Origin of the sequence: Sphingopyxis microcysteis, assembly GCF_012274265.1 — a bacterium.
Classification (GTDB): Bacteria; Pseudomonadota; Alphaproteobacteria; order Sphingomonadales; family Sphingomonadaceae; genus Sphingopyxis; species Sphingopyxis microcysteis.
Window position 1 is genome coordinate 315,809 of record NZ_JAANYY010000004.1, and the last position, 16,940, is coordinate 332,748.

The following is a 16,940-nucleotide window of genomic DNA, read 5'->3' on the forward strand; positions in this document are numbered from 1 at the left end:
CAACTGCTTCTTCTTCGTGCCTTTGTGTCTTTGTGTGAGATTCCTTTGAACCGGCGCTTGGGGAGTGGGCAAGGATGAGTTCCCGAACCGAGGCGGCTAGCGGGCAGGCTTTTGGTCCGTGCGCCGTGCGGCTGCTGGGCGTCATGGCGCGGGTCGCGGGGTGGTCGCCCGACATTTTCTGGAATGCGACGCCCGCCGATGTGCGGGCGGTGCTGGCGGGGTGGGTCGAGGCGGGCGGCGATGCCGGTTTCGACGGCGCCGCGCTGGAGGCACTGATGGAGCAATTTCCCGATGGACGAGATTGACGAGATGGTGGTGGCGGTGCGCGCCGACACCGGGGCGTTCCGGCGCGACATTGCGGCGCTGCGCGCCGAACTGGGCGGCGAACTGGTCGGTGAGGCCGAGCGCGCCGGGCGCGCGATCGACCGGGCGCTGAGCCGCGCGATCGTCAATGGCAAGCTGGGGTTCGAGGATTTGAAGCGGCTGGCGCTGTCGGTGATGGCCGACATCGCGCGCGCGGCGGTGACGAACGGCATTGGCGCGGCGACCGGTGGCCAGGGCGTTGGCGGCGGGTTGCTGTCGCTGGGCCAGAGCCTGCTGCTCGGGCTGTTCGGGGCGCCGGGGCGCGCGACCGGCGGGCCGGTAAGCGCAGGGCGCGCGTACCGGGTCGGCGAGCGCGGGCCGGAGTTGTTCGTGCCGACCGCGAGCGGGCGGGTCGAAGCGGCGGGCGGCGCAGCGCGCGATATTGCGATTACCGTGAATGTGCGGGGCGAGGTCGGGAGCGAACCGCAGCGGCTGGCGCAGACCGGGCGGCAGCTGGCGCGCGCGGTGCGGCGGGCGGTGGTGAGCGGCGAGGATTAGGCGCGCCTGTAAGCCCCTCCCCTTCAGGGGAGGGGATGTCGCAAGCTGGAAAGGCGGTTGTGATGGGCTGGGCATTGGTGGCGGCCGGTGAGCCGCATCATCGCAAGGGGTGGGTCAAGCGGTTCGATCCGCCGTATTGGACGGTCGATTTTGCGCGGCCGATGATGGCGAGCGTGACCAATCCGGCGCCGCGGGCGCTGCGCGTCGAGGCGGTTTTTTATCGCAAGCAGGATCTGGCAGGGCTGATCTGGGAGAGCGCGGATCGCTGGGATCATCCGCTGCTTGCCTATGAGACGAAGCGCGATTTTCGGCGCACGCGGCTGAAATTCCGCTGGCGGTCGGATGGGGTCAAGCCGCTCGATGCACTGCACGGGCCGACGCTGACGATCGAGGGGCGCGACGCGGCGGGGAGCCCGCGCGCCTGGTATGTGCGGCTGTGGAATTATGCCGTGGGCAGCGCCGAGGATGCGGTCGTCACGCTCGATTTCGGTGCGCTGGATGGCGGGTTCCTGCTGCCCGGCGAGGCCGATACGGTGTGGGCGGGCGACGTGGACCGGATGTTCATCTCGCTGGTGACGCCGACTTACGACGGCGGCGAGGGTGCGCTGGCGGCGCCGGTCGAGGGCTGGGCCGAGATGACCGATATTGTTTGTTCCGGGTCGGGGTCGGTGCTGGCGATTGGCGATGCGGTGCTGCCCGAAACGGCGCTCGGCATGACCAATGGTTATGACGATTGCTATCACCTGACCCCGGCGCGGGTCGTGCGGCAGATTGTGCAACTGGGGTACCGCGGCGACGTCGTCCATTATGTCGGGATGAGCCATTATATGCGGCTCGAGGCGCTGGGCGGCGGTTTTTATGTCAGCCTGGCCGGCGGGGTGCTCAACCGACCGACCGCCGAATGGCACCGCGCGCTGGCGGCAGCGTGCGCGGCGGCGGGGCTGGGGCTGATCTGGTCGCTGTCTTACGAACTGTTCGACGCTTATTGCTGGAACGACTGGAAACAGCGGGGTGCCGATGGCGCGCCTGCGCTGACCGGCTGGGTGCCGCCGTCGACCTTGCTGTCGCCCGCCAATGCGGCGGCGATGGGATATTTGCAGCTGGTCGCGCGGGCGTTTGTCGCGATCGGGCGCGACGCCGGATTGCCGCCGAAGTTTCAGGTCGGCGAGCCATGGTGGTGGGTCAATCCGGGCGGCAAGCTGTGCGGTTATGATGGCGCGACGAATGCCGCGCTGGGATCAGCGAGCGTGGCGATTGCCGATGTGCGCGGGCCGCTCGATGCGGCGCAGCGCGCGATGCTCGATGCCTTGGGGGCGTTGCTTGCGACCTCGACCGCGGCGCTGGTCGCGGCGGCGCGTCACGAGGCAGGGCGGCGGGGCTGGATTCGCTGCTGCTGGTGTTCCTGCCGACGGTGCTCGATCCGGCGGCGCCCGAATTGCGGCGGGCGAATGTGCCGCCGGGGTGGGCCCGGCCCGCCTTCGATGTCTTGCAACTGGAAGATTATGACTGGGTGACCGCGGGGCGCGGCGCCGAGACGGTGCCGGCGCGCGCGGCGATGGTGCAGCGGCTCGGCTATCCGGTTCACGAACAACATTATTTTTCGGGCTTCGTGCTGAACGCGGAGGACCGCGGCCAGTGGCGGGCGATTGCCGATGCCGCCGATGCGGCGCGGCGCGCGGGAGTGGCGCGGACATTCGTGTGGGCGCTGCCGCAGGTCGCGCGCGACGGCTTTGTGGCGTTTGACGGGGAGGATGCGGTGCAGGCTTTCGATGCGGTGGATTTCCCGCTGGCGATCGGGCGCGAGGCGATGGTCGCGACCGAATTTTCGACCCAGATCGTGAGTTCGCCGTCGGGGCATGAGCAGCGCGCGAGCGAATGGGCCGAGGCGCGGATGCGGTACGACGCGGGGCCGGGGCTAAGGTCCGAGGCCGATGTGCGGACGCTGGCGGAATTTTTCCGGGCGCGGCGCGGGGCGGCCCGGGGGTTCCGCTTTCGCGATCCGTTCGATGCGAGTTCGGCGGCGGATGGGGGCTTGCCGGCGGCGGGGGATCAGATGCTGGGGACGGGTGACGGGGTGCGGCGGCAGTTTGCGCTGGTGAAACGCTATGGTGCTGGGGATGCCGAGCAGGTGCGGACGATCCGGCTGCCGGTGGCGGGCAGCGTGCGGGTGTCGGTCGATGGGATCGAGACGGCGGCGTTTGTGGTGACCGGCGACGGCGAGGTGTTGCTTGACGCCGCACCCGCGGTCGGGGTGGCGGTGCGCGCGGGGTTTCGCTTCGACGTGCCGGTGCGTTTTGCCGAGGATCGGCTGGAAGCGAGCCGCGCGACCTTTTTGGCGGGCGAGATCGCCAGCGTGCCGCTGGTCGAGGTACGCGCGCCGTGGTGATGGCCGCAGTTGGTCGTTTTTCACCGTAGCTCTGAGCCTGTCGAAGGGCGCCTATCCGAGAAGCGCCCTTCGACAGGCTCAGGGCTACGGTGTTTGGGTGAGGCGGAAGCAGAATGATGCCGGAAAGTTTTACTACGGCGCCTGACTGGCTGCGCGCGGAAGTGGTGACGCTGGCGTGGTGCTGGCGGCTGGCGCGGCGCGACGGGGTGGTGATCGGGCTGACCTCGCACGACCGCGACCTGATGGTCGGCGGGCTGCTCTATCGCGCCGCGCCGGGGATGAAGCCGTCGGCGCTGGAGACAAGCGACAGCCTGGAGGCGGCGACGATGGACCTGGAGGGCGCGATCGCGAGCGATGCGATTGCGGCGCGCGACCTGGATGCGGGGCGGTGGGACGGGGCGGAGCTGGAGCTGTTCGTGACCGACTGGACCGCGGCTGACGCGGCGCCGGTGACGGTGGCGCGCGGATCGCTGGGCGCGATCGAGCGGCGCGGCGCGGCGTTTGCTGCGGAATTGCAGGGCGTGACGCGGCTGCTCGACCGGCCGGTGTGCCCGGCGACGTCGCCGTCGTGCCGCGCGATGCTGGGCGACCGGGCGTGCCGGGTCGATCTGGCGCCGTTGACGCATGTCCGGCGGGTGGTGGCGGTCGATGGGCGCGCGGTGACGCTGGATAGCGCGGCGCCGAACATTGCTTTCGGCGAGCTGTTGTGGATCGAGGGCGCGAATTGCGGGCTGGGAAGCCCGGTGATTGCTGCCGACGGCGCGGTGTTGCAACTGGCCGAGGGACCGGTGTTTGCGGTGGCGGAGCCGGTGCGGGTGCGGCTGACCCAAGGCTGCGACAAGCAGCTCGCGACGTGCCGCGAGCGGTTTGGCAATGCGATCAACTTTCGCGGCGAGGCGCATCTGCCGGGCAATGATCTGCTCACACGGTATCCCGGTGGGTGATCGCTCGCGACAGGATGTGGGCGCCCGCGCCTTTGTCCGCGCCCGGCGGCTGGTCGGGGTGCGGTTCCGGCCGCAGGGCTATGATCCCGCGACCGGGCTCGACTGCGTCGGGCTGGTGTGGGCGGCTTATGCCGCGGCGGGACGGCGGCTGGTGCGACCGCGCGATTATCCGCTGCGCGGTTGGTCGCGCGAGCGGATTGTCGCGGCGCTAGGGCGCGCCGGTTTCGCCGCCGTCGACGGGCCGCGGCAGAGCGGCGATGTGGCGCTGGTGGCGCTGGCGGCCGGGCAATTTCACCTGGTCCTGATGGGCGCCGATCGCTGCGTCCACGCGCATGCCGGGCTGCGGCGGGTCGTCGAGACGCCGCTCGACGCCGGGCTGATGGCGGCGCCGCGCTGGCGGCTGACACAGGAGGCGTAAGCGATGGCAACTTTGGTGCTGACGGTGGTCGGCGGCTTTATCGGCGGTCCGGTCGGGGCGGCGATCGGCGCGAGCCTGGGGCAGCAGGTCGATGCAGCGATTTTCAAACCCAAGGGACGCGAGGGACCGCGGCTGGCCGACCTGAAGGTGCAGGCGTCGACCTACGGCCAGCAGATCCCGCAATTGTTCGGGACGATGCGCGTCGCGGGCAGCGTGATCTGGGCGACCGATCTGATCGAACGACGGACCAAGAGTGGCGGCGGCAAGGGGCGGCCGTCGGTGACCGAATATAGCTATGCGGTGTCGCTGGCGGTGGCCCTGTCGTCGCGGCCGATCCGCGCGATCCGGCGGATCTGGGCCGACGGCAATCTGCTGCGCGGGACGAGCGGGACGTTTCAGGAGCGCTGTATCTTTCGCTGGCACGATGGCAGCGAGGATCAGGCGGCCGATCCGCTGATCGCGTCGGCGATCGGCCCCGCGTCGGCGAGCGGCTTTCGCGGGCTTGCCTATGCGGTGTTCGAGGAGCTGGAACTGGGCGCGTTCGGCAATCGCATCCCGTCGCTGACCTTTGAGGTCGAGGCCGATGCGGGGAGTGTCGATGCCGGGATGATCGGCAACGCGCTGCTCGGAGAGGCCGGGCGCTGTGCGGGCGAATGGCCCTTTGCGGGCTATGCGGCGTCGGGTGACCGGGCGCGCGATGCGCTGGCGCCCCTGTTCGAGGTCGACGGCGTGCGGCTGGCGAGCGGTGCGGACGGTTGGCGGCTGGTCCCCGCGACGCGGACCGGGGCGCCGCTGGCTTTGGCCGGCTTTCGTGAGGCACGGCGCAGCGAGGTGGAAAGCGATGCGATCGAGCGGCAACGCGCGCCGCTGGCGGCGTTGCCGGGGTCGATCCGGCTACGCCATTATGAGCCCGAGCGCGACTATCAGCTGGGTCAGCAGGGCAGCGCGGTGGCGGGCGGCGGGGTACGCGAGGAGCGGATCGACCTGCCCGCGGTGCTCCCGGCATCGTCGGCGCGGGCGCTGGCGCAGCGACTGGCCGCGGCGGCGGCCGACGGGCGCGAGACGTTGGTCTGGCAGGGCGATCTGGCGGCGCTGGCGCTGCCCGTTGGACGGACCGTCGAGCTCGCTGATGGCAGCGCGTGGCGGCTGGCGGGGCGGAATGTGCGGGCAAACGAGATCAGGCTTGAGCTCAAGCGATACCAGCCCGTGCCGATTGCCGAGCTTCCCGCCGCACCGGGGACGCCGGTGCGTCCACCCGACTGGCCCGATGCGACCGGAACCGTGATGCTGTTCGATCTGCCCAATTTGGGGAGTCCGGGCGCCGCGGCGGCGCGGATACTGATCGCTGCGGCGGGGAGCAACGATGGCTGGCGCGGCGCCGATTGCTGGTTCGTCGCTGCGGCCGATGCCGAACCGGTCGCGATCGGCACGGTGCGGCCGGCTGCGGCGCTGGGACATCTGGCCGAACCGCTGGCGCCGGGCAGCGAATATCTGGTCGATCGCGTCCATGCGGCGCTGGTGACGCTGGTCAATCCGTCGATGACATTGGAATCGGTCGACGACGCCGCACTGCTGAGCGGCGCCAACCGGGCGATGCTGGGCGCGGAAATGCTGCAATTCGGGACGGCGGAACCCGTGGGGGCAGGTGTCTGGCAGTTGTCGCGGCTGCTGCGCGGGCGGGCGGGAACCCGCTGCGCGGAGGTGCATGCGGCCGCGACGCCGTTCGTGCTGCTTGACGATAGCGCGCCGATGCTGCTGCCCGAGGCGCTGGCGCATGTCGCCGAAAACGGTGCTGCGCGGTTGCAGTGGGCACCGCGCGGGGGGGCGGCGATGACCGAGGTGGCGATCGCCGCCGCGGGTGCCGCGCTGGTACCGCTGGCGCCCATTCACGGGCGGATAACGCCCGACGGCACGGGGGGCGTGTTGCTTGGTTGGCGGCGGCGCAGCCGCGTCGACACCGGCTGGCGCGACCATGTCGACCTGCCGGTCGGGGAGGGGCGGGAGGCGTGGCGCATCAACTTGTCGCCCCCGGTCGCGGGGATCGGGCCATGGGAGTGCGCAACGCCCGATCTGCATATCGGCGCGGACATCTTGGCCGTTTTGCCGCCGGGAACGAGCATCGCGATCCGCCAGGTTGGTGACTTCGCGCCGTCGCCGCCCCTGTTGTTGCCCGTGACATAGAGGAAGAAACCATGAGCGAATTGCCGATGACGCCGCGCTTTGCCCTGCCGTTGCTGGGCGTGGCGCAAGCACAGAAAGAGATCACGCATAACGAGGCGCTGACGCTGGTTGACGCGCTGGTTCACGCCGCGATCGAGGCCGGACCGCTGAACGATCCGCCCGCCGACCCCGAGCCGGGGCAATGCTGGCTGGTCGGCGCCGCGCCGACCCACGGCTGGGAAGGGCAGGTCGATGCGGTCGCGATCTGGAGCGGCGGCGGCTGGCGATTTGCCCCGCCGCGCGCCGGGATGGCGGTGGTGCGGCTGACCGACGGCGCGCGGCTTCGATTCGACGGGGACGCATGGGTGGTGCCCCCGACCATCGCCGCCCCGTCTGGCGGCTCGACAATCGATGGCGAAGCGCGTAGCACCCTGAGTGCGCTGATCCTGCACCTTGCGGCGCAGGGTCTTCTGATTTCAGGCTGAATTTCCTCTCGCTGGCTTTGAAAGTGCGACTTTTTGGCAACAGATTGACGATTTGTTCACTTGCACGGAACCAAAGCGACGAGTAGGACGTCTGCCGAGACGTATATCTCAAATTGAAAGGGGAATTACTATGAGGAAGCTTGCCGTAGCTGTGGCGTTAGCCTCCACTGCCCTGGCGTCGCCTGCTTTGGCGCGCGACGACTCTTGGTATGTTGGCGTGGGCGCCGGCGTGATGATCGTCGAAGATCTCGATCTCGACATCGGCACTGCCGCGAATGCCGCCGCTATCGACCACCGCAAGGGGTATGATTTCGAAGGTGTCGTGGGTTATGACTTCGGCGGTTTCCGCGCTGAAGTCGAAGTTGGTTATCGCGAAGCCGACATCAAGTCGGGCCGCTTTGCCGCCCCGGGTATCCCGCAGTCAGTGTCGGGCGCAGGCCCGCTGTTCGTTGGCAACACCGACCTGAACGGCGACACCAATGCGCTGAGCTTCATGGTCAACGGCATGCTCGACTTCGGTGACGACGACGGCCTGCAGGGCTTTGTCGGCGGTGGCGCCGGTGTGGCCCGCGTGTCGGTCGAACCCGTGTTCGCTGGCGCGTTCCTCGACGATTCGGACACCGGCTTTGCCTGGCAGGCGATTGCTGGCGTTCGCGCGCCGATCAGCAGCAACTGGGACGTCGGCCTGAAGTACCGCTTCTTCAACGTCGACAATCTCGACCTGGTCGATCAGCGTGGCCGCGACGTTTCGACGCGTTTCCGCTCGCACTCGATCCTGGGGACGCTGACCTACAACTTCGGTGGTGCACCGGAGCCGGTTGTGGCACCGCCGCCGCCGCCCCCGCCGCCCGCGGTGTGTGAGCCTGGGCCGTACATCGTGTACTTCGACTGGGATCAGTCGAACATCACGCCGGAAGCGGCTTCGACGCTCGACAACGCGATCAGCGCCTACAACCGTGGTTGCACGGGCACGCAGGTCATGCTCGCCGGTCACGCCGACCGTTCGGGTGCAGCGACGTACAACGTCGGCCTGTCGAACCGTCGCAACGACGCGGTTCGCAGCTATCTGACCGCTCGCGGTATCTCGGATGGTGCGATCAGCGCGCAGGGCTTCGGCGAAAGCCGCCCGGCCGTTGCCACCGCCGACGGCGTCCGCAACGACCAGAACCGTCGCGTGGAAATCACTTACGGTCCGAACTCGGGCATGTAAGACCGGTTTCCATTCCCGACCGGGACTGGAAGAAACAAGCGAGGGCGGTACCGCAAGGTGCCGCCCTTTCTTTTTGTGCGCGCCGCGCAGCCGTATCCCGGCGGTGCGATGCTTGGCGAATGGCGCGAGATCGTGATCGGATTTCGCTTGCTCTCACAAATTTATGATATACCATCACGTCAAGGGTGCTGGATCGTCCGAGTTCCCTTGTCAAAGGGGCGGACGCCCGTCATCGCGGCGCGACCGGCCCCAAACCGGGAGAGAGACGATGCGCCGACACCGAAGCATGTTTCATCGCAGCATTTTTCGCGCCGATCCGAACGGCGATCCCGATATCAACACCACGCCCTTGATCGACGTGATGCTGGTCATGCTGGTGATGTTCATCATCACGATCCCGCCGCCGACGCATAGCGTCGACGTCACTCTGCCCGGGGTTGACCCTGGCCCCGCCGAAGTGCGGGATGAAAATCGCATTACCATCGACACGAGCGACATCATCCGCTGGAATGGCGAACCGGTCGATTTGGCCGAGCTCGGCCAGCTGGTCAAAATGGCGTCGGATCGTCCCGAGGTGGCGACGCTGATGTTCGAGCCCGAAGCGCGGGCGCGCTATCTGCGGGTCGATGAGGCGATCGGTGCGATCCGGCGCAACGGCGGGTCAAAAATCGCCTTTCCCGGTATTCACCAATATCGCGAGCTGATCTGAACGGCGGGCAGAGTGGCCGGGGCGGCTTGAAGCCGGGGGTGGCTCAATTGTGCTGGCATGGCGAGGGATTGTCCCGAGCCTGCCGCGCAGGCGACACGGGACTGCACAAGCGCGACTCTGGCTCGATGCCGCGATGTCGGTCAAATTTGTTTCACACAAAGACGCAAAGGCACGAAGATGTCGTGCTAGCCGCAAGGCCGTCTCTTTTGTTCAGCCGCTGCGCCGGACCACCGCGGCTGACAGGAGGATGGCCTAGCGGCCGCAAACCACCATTTTCATGTCTTTGGGTGAAAAAATCCAGACCTGCCTGGCCTGAACGACGCGCTGTGCGTCGATCGGCTTCCCGCTCCGTCAGGCGGCGGGCGCGGTACCGGGGCGGAGATAGGCCATCATATAGCCGACATAGTCGGCCTTGCCGAGCGGGACACCCATGTGGCGGAGGATCGAATAGGCGGCGACGAGGTGAAAATAAAATTGCGGCTGCGCCCAGTCGCGGACGTAAGTGAGCGCGGTCATGTCGAACGCCATGCCGTTCGGCAGGTCGAACCCGACCGCGCGGCCCGGATCGGTATCGAGCGCGGCCGCTTCGACCGAATCGAGCCAGGTCAGCGTCGCAGCGATCTGTGCCTGAAGACCAGCAAAATCGGTCGCGTCGTCGGTCAGTTCGGGTGCGCCGGTGGCACCAAGGCGCGCGAGCGGCTGTACCGCCTGGAGACAGCTGAAACGCACTTGGGCGGCGAGCGGGAACATGTCGGGGGCAAGGCGCGCGACGATGAGTTGGAGTTCGCCGACGTCGTTTTCGGCGCCCCAGGCCAGCGCCTTGTCCAGCTGCGCCGATAACGCGCGCAGGCCGTTCTGATAGGCGGGAACGGTCATGTCGTAGAGCATCGTCACATCCTTGGCAGGGTAGGGGGTGGTCAGGCGGTCGCGAGATTGTCCTGGAATTGCAGCCGCGCAAGGCGGGCGTAGAGGCCATCGGCGGCGACGAGCGCGTCATGCTTGCCCTCCTCGACGATCCGGCCATCGTCCATGACGATGATCCGGTCGGCGGCGCGGACCGTGGCGAGCCGGTGCGCGATGACGACTGTGGTACGGTCGTGCATCAAGGTTTCGAGCGCGTCCTGCACCAGCTTTTCGGATTCGGCGTCGAGCGCCGAGGTCGCCTCGTCAAGCAGCAGCAAAGGCGCGCGGCGCAGCAACGCGCGGGCGATCGCGACGCGCTGGCGCTGGCCGCCCGACAGGCGCGCGCCGCCTTCACCCATGAAGGTGTCGAGGCCGTCCGGAAGCTTGCGCAGAAACTCCTCGGCATTGGCGGCGCGCGCGGCGTCCCAAAGCTCGTCGTCGGTCGCGTCCCAATTGCCGTAACGCAGATTGTCGCGCGCCGAGGCGGCGAAGATCACCGTTTCCTGCGGCACCATCGCGATGCGCGCGCGGATGTCGGCGGGATCGGCGTCGGTGAGCGCGACGCCGTCGAGCAAGACCTGTCCCGCCTGCGGATCGTAGAAACGCTCGGCGAGCTGGAACAGGGTCGATTTGCCCGCGCCCGAGGGGCCAACGATGGCGACGGTTTCGCGCGGCTGGATCGCGAGGCTGAAATCATGCAGCGCGGGGGCGTCGGGACGCGTCGGATAGTGAAATTCGACATGCGCGAATTCGAGCGTGCCGCGCGGAGGTTCGGGGAAGGCGCGCGGCTGGGCAGGCGGCGCGATGCTCGCTTCGGCATTGAGCAGCTCGGAAAGGCGCTCGGCGGCGCCCGCGGCGCGCAGCAGGTCGCCATAGACTTCGGTCAGCGCGCCGAACGCGCCCGCGACGAGGCCGCCGGTGAGGACAAAAGCGGCGATCGTGCCGCCGGTGATCGTCCCAGCGGCGACGCCTTCGGCGCCGTACCACAGCAAGGTGGTGATCGCGCCGAACAACAGTCCGATGACGATCGCGGTCATGATCGCGCGGAGGCGAATGCGGCGCTTGGCGGTCGCAAAGGTCGCCTCGACGGCGCTTTCAAAACGTGCCGCTTCGCGGTCTTCCTGCCCGAACGCCTGGACGATCTTCATCGCGCCCAATTGTTCGGAGGTGGTGGCGCCGATGTCGGCGACACGGTCCTGGCTCGACCGCGCGACCTTCTGCAGGCGGCGCCCCAGCAGGACGATCGGCATGATGATCACCGGAATACCGAGCAGGATGCCGCCGGTCAGTTTGGGTGACAGGGTGAACAGATAGGCGATGCCGCCAATCCCCATCACCAGGTTGCGCAGCGCCACCGACACGGTTGTGCCGACGACCTGTTCGATGATCGTGGTGTCCGACGTCATCCGCGAAGCGATTTCGGACGGGCGGTTTTCCTCGAAAAAGCCGGGCGCGAGCCGCAGCAGGTTGCGCTGGACCGCCTGACGGATGTCGGCGACGGTGCGTTCGCCCAGCCAGCTGACGAAATAGAAACGCAGCGCAGTGGCCAAGGCGAGGGTCAGCACGATCGCGTAGAACAGGCGGAAATGCGGCGCGACGTCGCCGCCGCCAGCGACGAAGCCGCTGTCGATCATTTCCTTGAATTGCCAGGGGATCGCCAGCGTGGCGAGCGCGGCGACGCCCAGCGCGACCGCCGCGATCACCAGTTGCAGCGGGTAGGCGCTGGCATAATGCCAGATCATCCGCAGACTGCCGAGCTTGCGGCGCGGTTCGGCGGGGGTTTTCGCGGCGGAAGGGTCGGAAGCGCGTGCCATCGCAGCGGCCCTAGCAGCGGCGGCGCTTCCGCTCAACGACGCAAAAATGGTGCCGCGCTTCATGGATTATGAAGCGGAACTGCAAAGCCAGCGATGCGATTCCGGACAAGGATCGCTTGCAATCGCGTTTATGATGCATTGCACAATGGAACGGATGCCCTAGACTGGTGCCAACGACAGACGCCCAAAGAGCGTCGGGGCTTGCCAAGGAACGTATCGAACATGCTGTATCATGCCTTTGAAATGCAAAAGAGTTGGCTGGCGGGCGCGAGCGCGCTCGCGACCGCGGGCGCGCAGGTGATGCAGCATCCCGCGAATCCGCTCGGCTATTTCGGCGGCAGCCCGATGTTCGCGTCGGCGCTGGAGGTGTTCGCCCACGCCGCGGCGCCGCGCGGCAAGCCGGGTTTCGAGCTGTACGAGACGATCGTCGATGGCGAAACGGTACGCGTGACCGAAGCGATCGAAGCGCGCAAACCCTTTGGCCAGCTCAAGCATTTCAAACATAAAGGTGCGAAGGACGCCCCCAAGCTGCTGATCGTCGCGCCGATGTCGGGCCATTATTCGACGTTGCTGCGCGGGACGGTCGAGCGGATGCTGCCCGGCCATGACGTGTGGATCACCGACTGGCGCGACGCGCGCAACGTGCCGCTGGAGGCGGGCAAGTTCGACCTCGACGATTATATCGACTATCTGATCGGCTGGCTGGAGCATATCGGCCCCGGCGCGCATGTGCTGGCGGTGTGCCAGCCGTCGGTCCCGGCGCTTGCCGCGGCGGCGATCATGGCCGCCGACAAGCATGAATGCCGCCCCAAGACGCTGACGATGATGGGCGGGCCGATCGATACGCGCAAGGCACCGACCGCGGTCAACCAGCACGCGATGACCCGCCCGCACGCCTGGTTCCAGGAAAATGTCATCGCAACGGTGCCGGCCTATTATCCGGGTGCCGGGCGCCGCGTTTATCCGGGCTTTTTGCAATTGGCGGGCTTCATGTCGATGAACCTCGGCAATCACATGATGAGCCATTGGGCGATGTTCAAACATCTGGTCGATGGCGACGGCGAGGAAGCCGACAAGACCAAGGAATTTTACGACGAATATCGATCGGTCTGCGACATGACCGCCGAATTCTATCTGCAAACGGTCGATGTCGTGTTCCAGCGCCACGCGCTGCCCAAGGGCGAGATGCTGCATCGCGGCAAGCCGGTCGACCTCAATGCGATCGAGGATATCGCGCTGCTGGCGATCGAGGGCGAGCGCGACGATATTTCGGGGATCGGGCAGACCAAAGCGGCGCTCACGCTGGCCAAGTCGCTGCCCGCGGAGAAGAAGAAATATCTGATGGCCAAGACCGTCGGCCATTACGGCATCTTCAACGGCCGCAAATGGCGCGAGGATATCGCGCCGGTGGTCGAGGGGTGGATCTGCAGCAACGGGGGGTGAGGCGGCTGGACGCGACTGATTGGGGACATAGCCGATCCTCCCCCAACGGGGGAGGGGGACCACCCGAAGGGTGGTGGAGGGGCACGGGCGGTTTACGCAGCGCCGGGCCTAAAGCACTGCGCTTTCCGGGAGCCTTGCGGTGGAGTACGACCTCAGCGGCAAGGCAAACCGATGGTGCCCCTCCACCAGCTTCGCTGGTCCCCCTCCCCGTTCCGGGGAGGATCGCTTCGTCCGCTCCTCACCCCAAACCAGACAACGGCTGGTCGCCCGCTCAGTGCATCGGCGACGTGCGCACCGCCCAATAGACCAGATAGAGCAGCCCTGCCCATAGCAGCAGGATGAACGCCATGCCTGCGCGGCTCGACGGGCGGGCGCTGGCCGCTTCGGCGGCCGTGTGCAGTTCGGCCCATAGCGGGTCGGGGATCAGACGGCGCACCGCCCACAATCCCAGCGGCACGATGATCAGGTCGTCGAGCCAGCCGAGCACCGGTATGAAATCGGGGATCAGGTCGATCGGTGACAGCGCATAGGCGGCGACCGCCACCGCGAGCAGGCGCGCGAGCTTCGGTACGCGCGGGTCGCGCGCGGCGAGCCATGCGGCGTGCGCCTCGACCGCGAGGCGGTGACCGAGGTCGCCGATGCGTTCGGAAAGGGATTTGCCGGTCATCCTTTACTCCATAGACATTTTGTTGGTCATTGCGAGCGAAGCGAAGCAATCCAGGGCGGTCTGGCACCGCTCTGGATTGCTTCGCTTCGCTCGCAATGACGATGTTGTGGGACGGCTGTCTTCGCTTATGATCGCGCGATGGCGATCCAACTGAAAAGCGCGCGCGTCGAACGCTGGCCGATCGCGGCGGATTTCGCGGTGGCGCATGGCGCCCATGTCGATGTCATCGTGGCCGAGGTGGCGGGTGCAGGCGCGATCGGGCGCGGTGAGGGGACGCCCGTCGCGGCGCTGGGCGAGGATGCCGCGACGTGCCGCGACCAGATCCTGCGCGCCGCGGCGCACATCGGCGGTCTGGGCGCTGCGGCGGCGCGCGCGGCGGTGCAGGAGCTGTTGCCGCCGGGCGCGGCGCGCAACGCGCTCGATTGCGCGCTCTGGGAGCTGGAGGCCAAGGAAAGCGGGTTGCGGCTGTGGCAGCTTGCCGGGTGCGACGCGGCGCCGACCGCGCGGGTAACCGCGTTCACGCTGTTGCCGGGCAGCCCCGGCGCGATGGCCGAACAGGCGGCGACGGCGGAGGCCGACGGCTATAGTCTGCTGCGGATCGAGCTGACCGGCGGCAACGACCGGCTCTGCGTCACCGGCGCGCGCAAGGGCGCGCCGAACGCCCGGCTGATCGTCGATGCCGCCGCGCGCTGGGGTGAGGCGGACATATTGAGCGAGGCCGAAGCGCTCGCGGATCTGGGCGCCGAAATGATCGTCCAGCCGGTGCCGGTCGGCGCCGATGCGCTGCTCGACCCCGTCTATGCGCCGGTGCCGTTCGTTGCAGGTGACAGCTGTCAGACCGCCGCCGATGTGGCGCGGATCGGCGCCTTTTACGATGGGGTCAATATCCGGCTCGACCACGCGGGCGGGCTGACCGAAGCGTTGCGCATTGCCGACGCCGCCGATGCGGCGGGGCTGGCGATCATGGTCAGCGGCGCGGTATCGACCAGCCTCGCGATCCTGCCCGCCTTCGTCCTCGCGCAGCGCGCAAAATGGGTCGATCTGGGCGGTCCGGCGCGTCTCGCCGAAGACCGCGATGGCGGGTTCGAATATCGCGGCGGACGGATCGGGCCGCCGGTGAGATAGAGCATACGCCATATTATGGAACCGTAGCCCTGAGCCTGTCGAAGGGCGCCTCACGGAGAAGCGCCCTTCGACAGGCTCAGAGCTACGGTTTGGTGTTCGCGCCTGACAAACATCGCCTAGCTGCAGGCGCCGCCCCCGCCTTCGCGGGGGCGAGGAAAGTTACAGCGCCACCTCGGCGTGCTGGCCGAGCTCACCTTCTTTCATCGTCATGCCCGTCATCAGCTTGAAGATGCCCTTGATCCCGGGATCGGCGGTCCACATTTCGGCATCGCCCAAGTCAAAGCGGAGCAGGAGCAGCTTCGGATCGTCCTTGCCGCCCTCGTACCAGGCGGCGACCCCGTTGCTCCACAGCTTGTTGAGAACCGCGCGGTCGTTTTCGCGGACCAGCGTGCCCGAAATGCAGGCGAACAGGTCATGCCCCTTCGATGCGAACTGCGCCATCGCGGGGCCGCCGCCGGCCAGCCGGTTGTCGGTCGAGGTAAAGAACCAGAAGGCGCTGTCGGCGTCCTTGTCGAGCTGCGCATTCATCGGGATATGATGCGTCCGCTCGCCGGCCCGGCCGACCATCACATAGGGGCTTGCGGCCAGCGCTTTCCAGAACTGCTGCTTGATGTCGTCGCTCATTGGGGGGCTCCTTTTTGGGGTGTGGATGGTCCACCAACGCACCACGGCCCCCCAATGTTGCGCCGGTCAGCTTGCGGTCGCGAGCTTCGTCCGCGCCTCGGCGATCGCGGCGGCGAGCTGCGGCTCGTCATAGTGCGGCAGCGCGGTTTCCATGATCGCGATCGCGCCTTCGATCATCTTGCGATCGGCGCCGGGCGTTTTCGAGCGGTACAGCCCCCACGCCGCGATCAACGGCACGTCATATCGGGCGGGATTGGCGTTGAGCGATTGCTGCGCCGCCTTGGTGTCGCCCGCCAGCATCTGGCTGATCAACGCGATGCTGTGTTCTTCGGCCAGCAGCTCGCGCGGCGCGACCTTGCGGCCCATCGCGCGCACGACGGCTTCGGCGGTGCTGAAGGTCGAATAGGGGTTTTGCCCGGTAATGATGCGGCCGTCGGTCACGACATGGTTCAGCATCATCGGCGCCTCGCTGAATCGCGCTCCGGCGCCGCGCAGCCCGTCTTCGAGCAACACCGGAAAGGCCGGCAGCCATTTTTTGCCGAACAGCAATTCTTCCTCGTTCGACAGCCCGGTCACCGCCCGCCCGGCGATCAGCGACGTTCCGTCCTTCATCGGCACGTTCATCAGCGCAGCCGGTCCGTGGCACACGGCGCTGATCACACCGCCGCGTTCATAGGTCTGGGCGAGCAGGCTCTTGAGGTCGACATCGACGGGCAGATCGAACATCGCGCCCTTGCCGCCGACGACGAAGACTGCGGCGTAATGCTGGTCGCGCACGCTGGCCAAGGTCAGCGTCGCGTTCAGCTTGGCGCTGGCGACCCGATCGTCGGCGAAGCGGCTGTTGAAGGATTTTTTGGGGTTGAACTTGTCGGCAACGACGATGCCGCCTTTGGGGCTCGCGATATCGACGGTGAGCCCGTTGTCGGCGAATACGGCATAGGCCTGCGACAGCTCGTCCATCTCAAAGCCCGGACGCGTCTGGCCCTGGTCCACGCCGTTGCTGCTGATGACGAGCAGCACGCGGTCCGGCCGGGCGCCGGTATCGGTGCTGGCCTGCGCCGGAATGGCGGCGGTGGCCAGCAGCCCCAGCGCGACGCTTGCCAATATTTTCATTCTCTTCTGCATATCCTTACTCCAAACCGTTCCACGATGCGGCACGGTCTGTCACAAGGGCGGTCGGGGCGATGTGAA

General features: G+C 67.4%; 15 protein-coding genes and 1 pseudogene. 11 read left to right on the forward strand and 5 right to left on the reverse strand.

Annotated features, from left to right (window positions below; translation table 11 throughout):
* Nucleotides 1-74: 74 nt before the first annotated feature.
* From G9408_RS12930 to G9408_RS12970, 9 genes and pseudogenes are all read left to right on the forward strand, one after another.
* Nucleotides 75-305, forward strand: a complete 231-nt coding sequence (locus G9408_RS12930) for a phage tail assembly chaperone (RefSeq protein ID WP_168454401.1) — start codon at nt 75-77, stop codon at nt 303-305.
* Nucleotides 292-861, forward strand: a complete 570-nt coding sequence (locus G9408_RS12935; protein WP_168454402.1) for a tail tape measure protein — start codon at nt 292-294, stop codon at nt 859-861. The genes G9408_RS12930 and G9408_RS12935 overlap by 14 nt, the downstream gene beginning before the upstream one ends.
* A 62-nt stretch (nt 862-923) precedes the next feature.
* Nucleotides 924-3,247: pseudogene (locus G9408_RS12940) on the forward strand (phage distal tail protein, Rcc01695 family).
* 113 nt (nt 3,248-3,360) lie between these two features.
* Nucleotides 3,361-4,191 carry a DUF2163 domain-containing protein gene (locus G9408_RS12945; RefSeq protein ID WP_235957786.1) on the forward strand — a complete coding sequence of 277 codons (831 nt, stop codon included), beginning with the start codon at nt 3,361-3,363 and terminating at the stop codon, nt 4,189-4,191.
* Nucleotides 4,160-4,609 (forward strand): NlpC/P60 family protein, encoded by a 450-nt coding sequence (locus tag G9408_RS12950; RefSeq protein ID WP_235957788.1) that lies wholly within the window; start codon nt 4,160-4,162, stop codon nt 4,607-4,609. The genes G9408_RS12945 and G9408_RS12950 overlap by 32 nt, the downstream gene beginning before the upstream one ends.
* 3 nt (nt 4,610-4,612) lie before the next feature.
* Nucleotides 4,613-6,790 (forward strand): phage tail protein, encoded by a 2,178-nt coding sequence (locus G9408_RS12955; protein ID WP_168454403.1) that lies wholly within the window; start codon nt 4,613-4,615, stop codon nt 6,788-6,790.
* A gap of 11 nt (nt 6,791-6,801) precedes the next feature.
* Nucleotides 6,802-7,254 (forward strand): DUF2793 domain-containing protein, encoded by a 453-nt coding sequence (locus G9408_RS12960; RefSeq protein WP_168454404.1) that lies wholly within the window; start codon nt 6,802-6,804, stop codon nt 7,252-7,254.
* A 130-nt stretch (nt 7,255-7,384) separates the two neighbouring features.
* Nucleotides 7,385-8,464 carry an OmpA family protein gene (locus G9408_RS12965; RefSeq protein ID WP_168454405.1) on the forward strand — a complete coding sequence of 360 codons (1,080 nt, stop codon included), beginning with the start codon at nt 7,385-7,387 and terminating at the stop codon, nt 8,462-8,464.
* Between the two features lie 286 nt (nt 8,465-8,750).
* Nucleotides 8,751-9,173 (forward strand): ExbD/TolR family protein, encoded by a 423-nt coding sequence (locus tag G9408_RS12970; protein ID WP_168454577.1) that lies wholly within the window; start codon nt 8,751-8,753, stop codon nt 9,171-9,173.
* A gap of 351 nt (nt 9,174-9,524) precedes the next feature.
* On the opposite strand, the gene G9408_RS12975 is transcribed toward G9408_RS12970, so the two are convergent.
* Together G9408_RS12975 and G9408_RS12980 are read right to left on the reverse strand one after the other, a co-directional pair.
* Nucleotides 9,525-10,061: a DUF1993 domain-containing protein gene (locus G9408_RS12975; RefSeq protein WP_168454406.1), complete on the reverse strand. Its 537-nt coding sequence runs from the start codon at nt 10,059-10,061 to the stop codon at nt 9,525-9,527.
* 29 nt (nt 10,062-10,090) lie between these two features.
* Nucleotides 10,091-11,890 (reverse strand): ABC transporter transmembrane domain-containing protein, encoded by a 1,800-nt coding sequence (locus tag G9408_RS12980; protein WP_168454407.1) that lies wholly within the window; start codon nt 11,888-11,890, stop codon nt 10,091-10,093.
* A 222-nt stretch (nt 11,891-12,112) separates the two neighbouring features.
* Between G9408_RS12980 and G9408_RS12985 the strand changes: the two genes are divergently transcribed.
* The gene (locus G9408_RS12985) at nt 12,113-13,333 is read left to right on the forward strand and encodes a polyhydroxyalkanoate depolymerase (RefSeq protein WP_168454408.1); all 1,221 of its coding nucleotides are present in this window, start codon (nt 12,113-12,115) and stop codon (nt 13,331-13,333) included.
* 271 nt (nt 13,334-13,604) lie between these two features.
* Here the strand turns inward: G9408_RS12985 and G9408_RS12990 are convergent, their stop codons facing one another.
* The gene (locus G9408_RS12990; RefSeq protein WP_168454409.1) at nt 13,605-14,000 is read right to left on the reverse strand and encodes a YkvA family protein; all 396 of its coding nucleotides are present in this window, start codon (nt 13,998-14,000) and stop codon (nt 13,605-13,607) included.
* Nucleotides 14,001-14,138: 138 nt separating this feature from the next.
* Here G9408_RS12990 and G9408_RS12995 point away from each other — a divergent pair, with 138 nt between their 5' ends.
* Complete coding sequence (locus G9408_RS12995; protein WP_168454410.1) at nt 14,139-15,125, forward strand: enolase C-terminal domain-like protein; 987 nt, start codon at nt 14,139-14,141, stop codon at nt 15,123-15,125.
* A 159-nt stretch (nt 15,126-15,284) separates the two neighbouring features.
* Here the strand turns inward: G9408_RS12995 and G9408_RS13000 are convergent, their stop codons facing one another.
* Together G9408_RS13000 and G9408_RS13005 are read right to left on the reverse strand one after the other, a co-directional pair.
* Nucleotides 15,285-15,749, reverse strand: coding sequence for a pyridoxamine 5'-phosphate oxidase family protein (locus G9408_RS13000; protein WP_168454411.1), 465 nt, complete (start codon nt 15,747-15,749; stop codon nt 15,285-15,287).
* 66 nt (nt 15,750-15,815) lie between these two features.
* Nucleotides 15,816-16,862, reverse strand: coding sequence for a type 1 glutamine amidotransferase domain-containing protein (locus G9408_RS13005; protein ID WP_168454412.1), 1,047 nt, complete (start codon nt 16,860-16,862; stop codon nt 15,816-15,818).
* Nucleotides 16,863-16,940 lie beyond the last annotated feature (78 nt).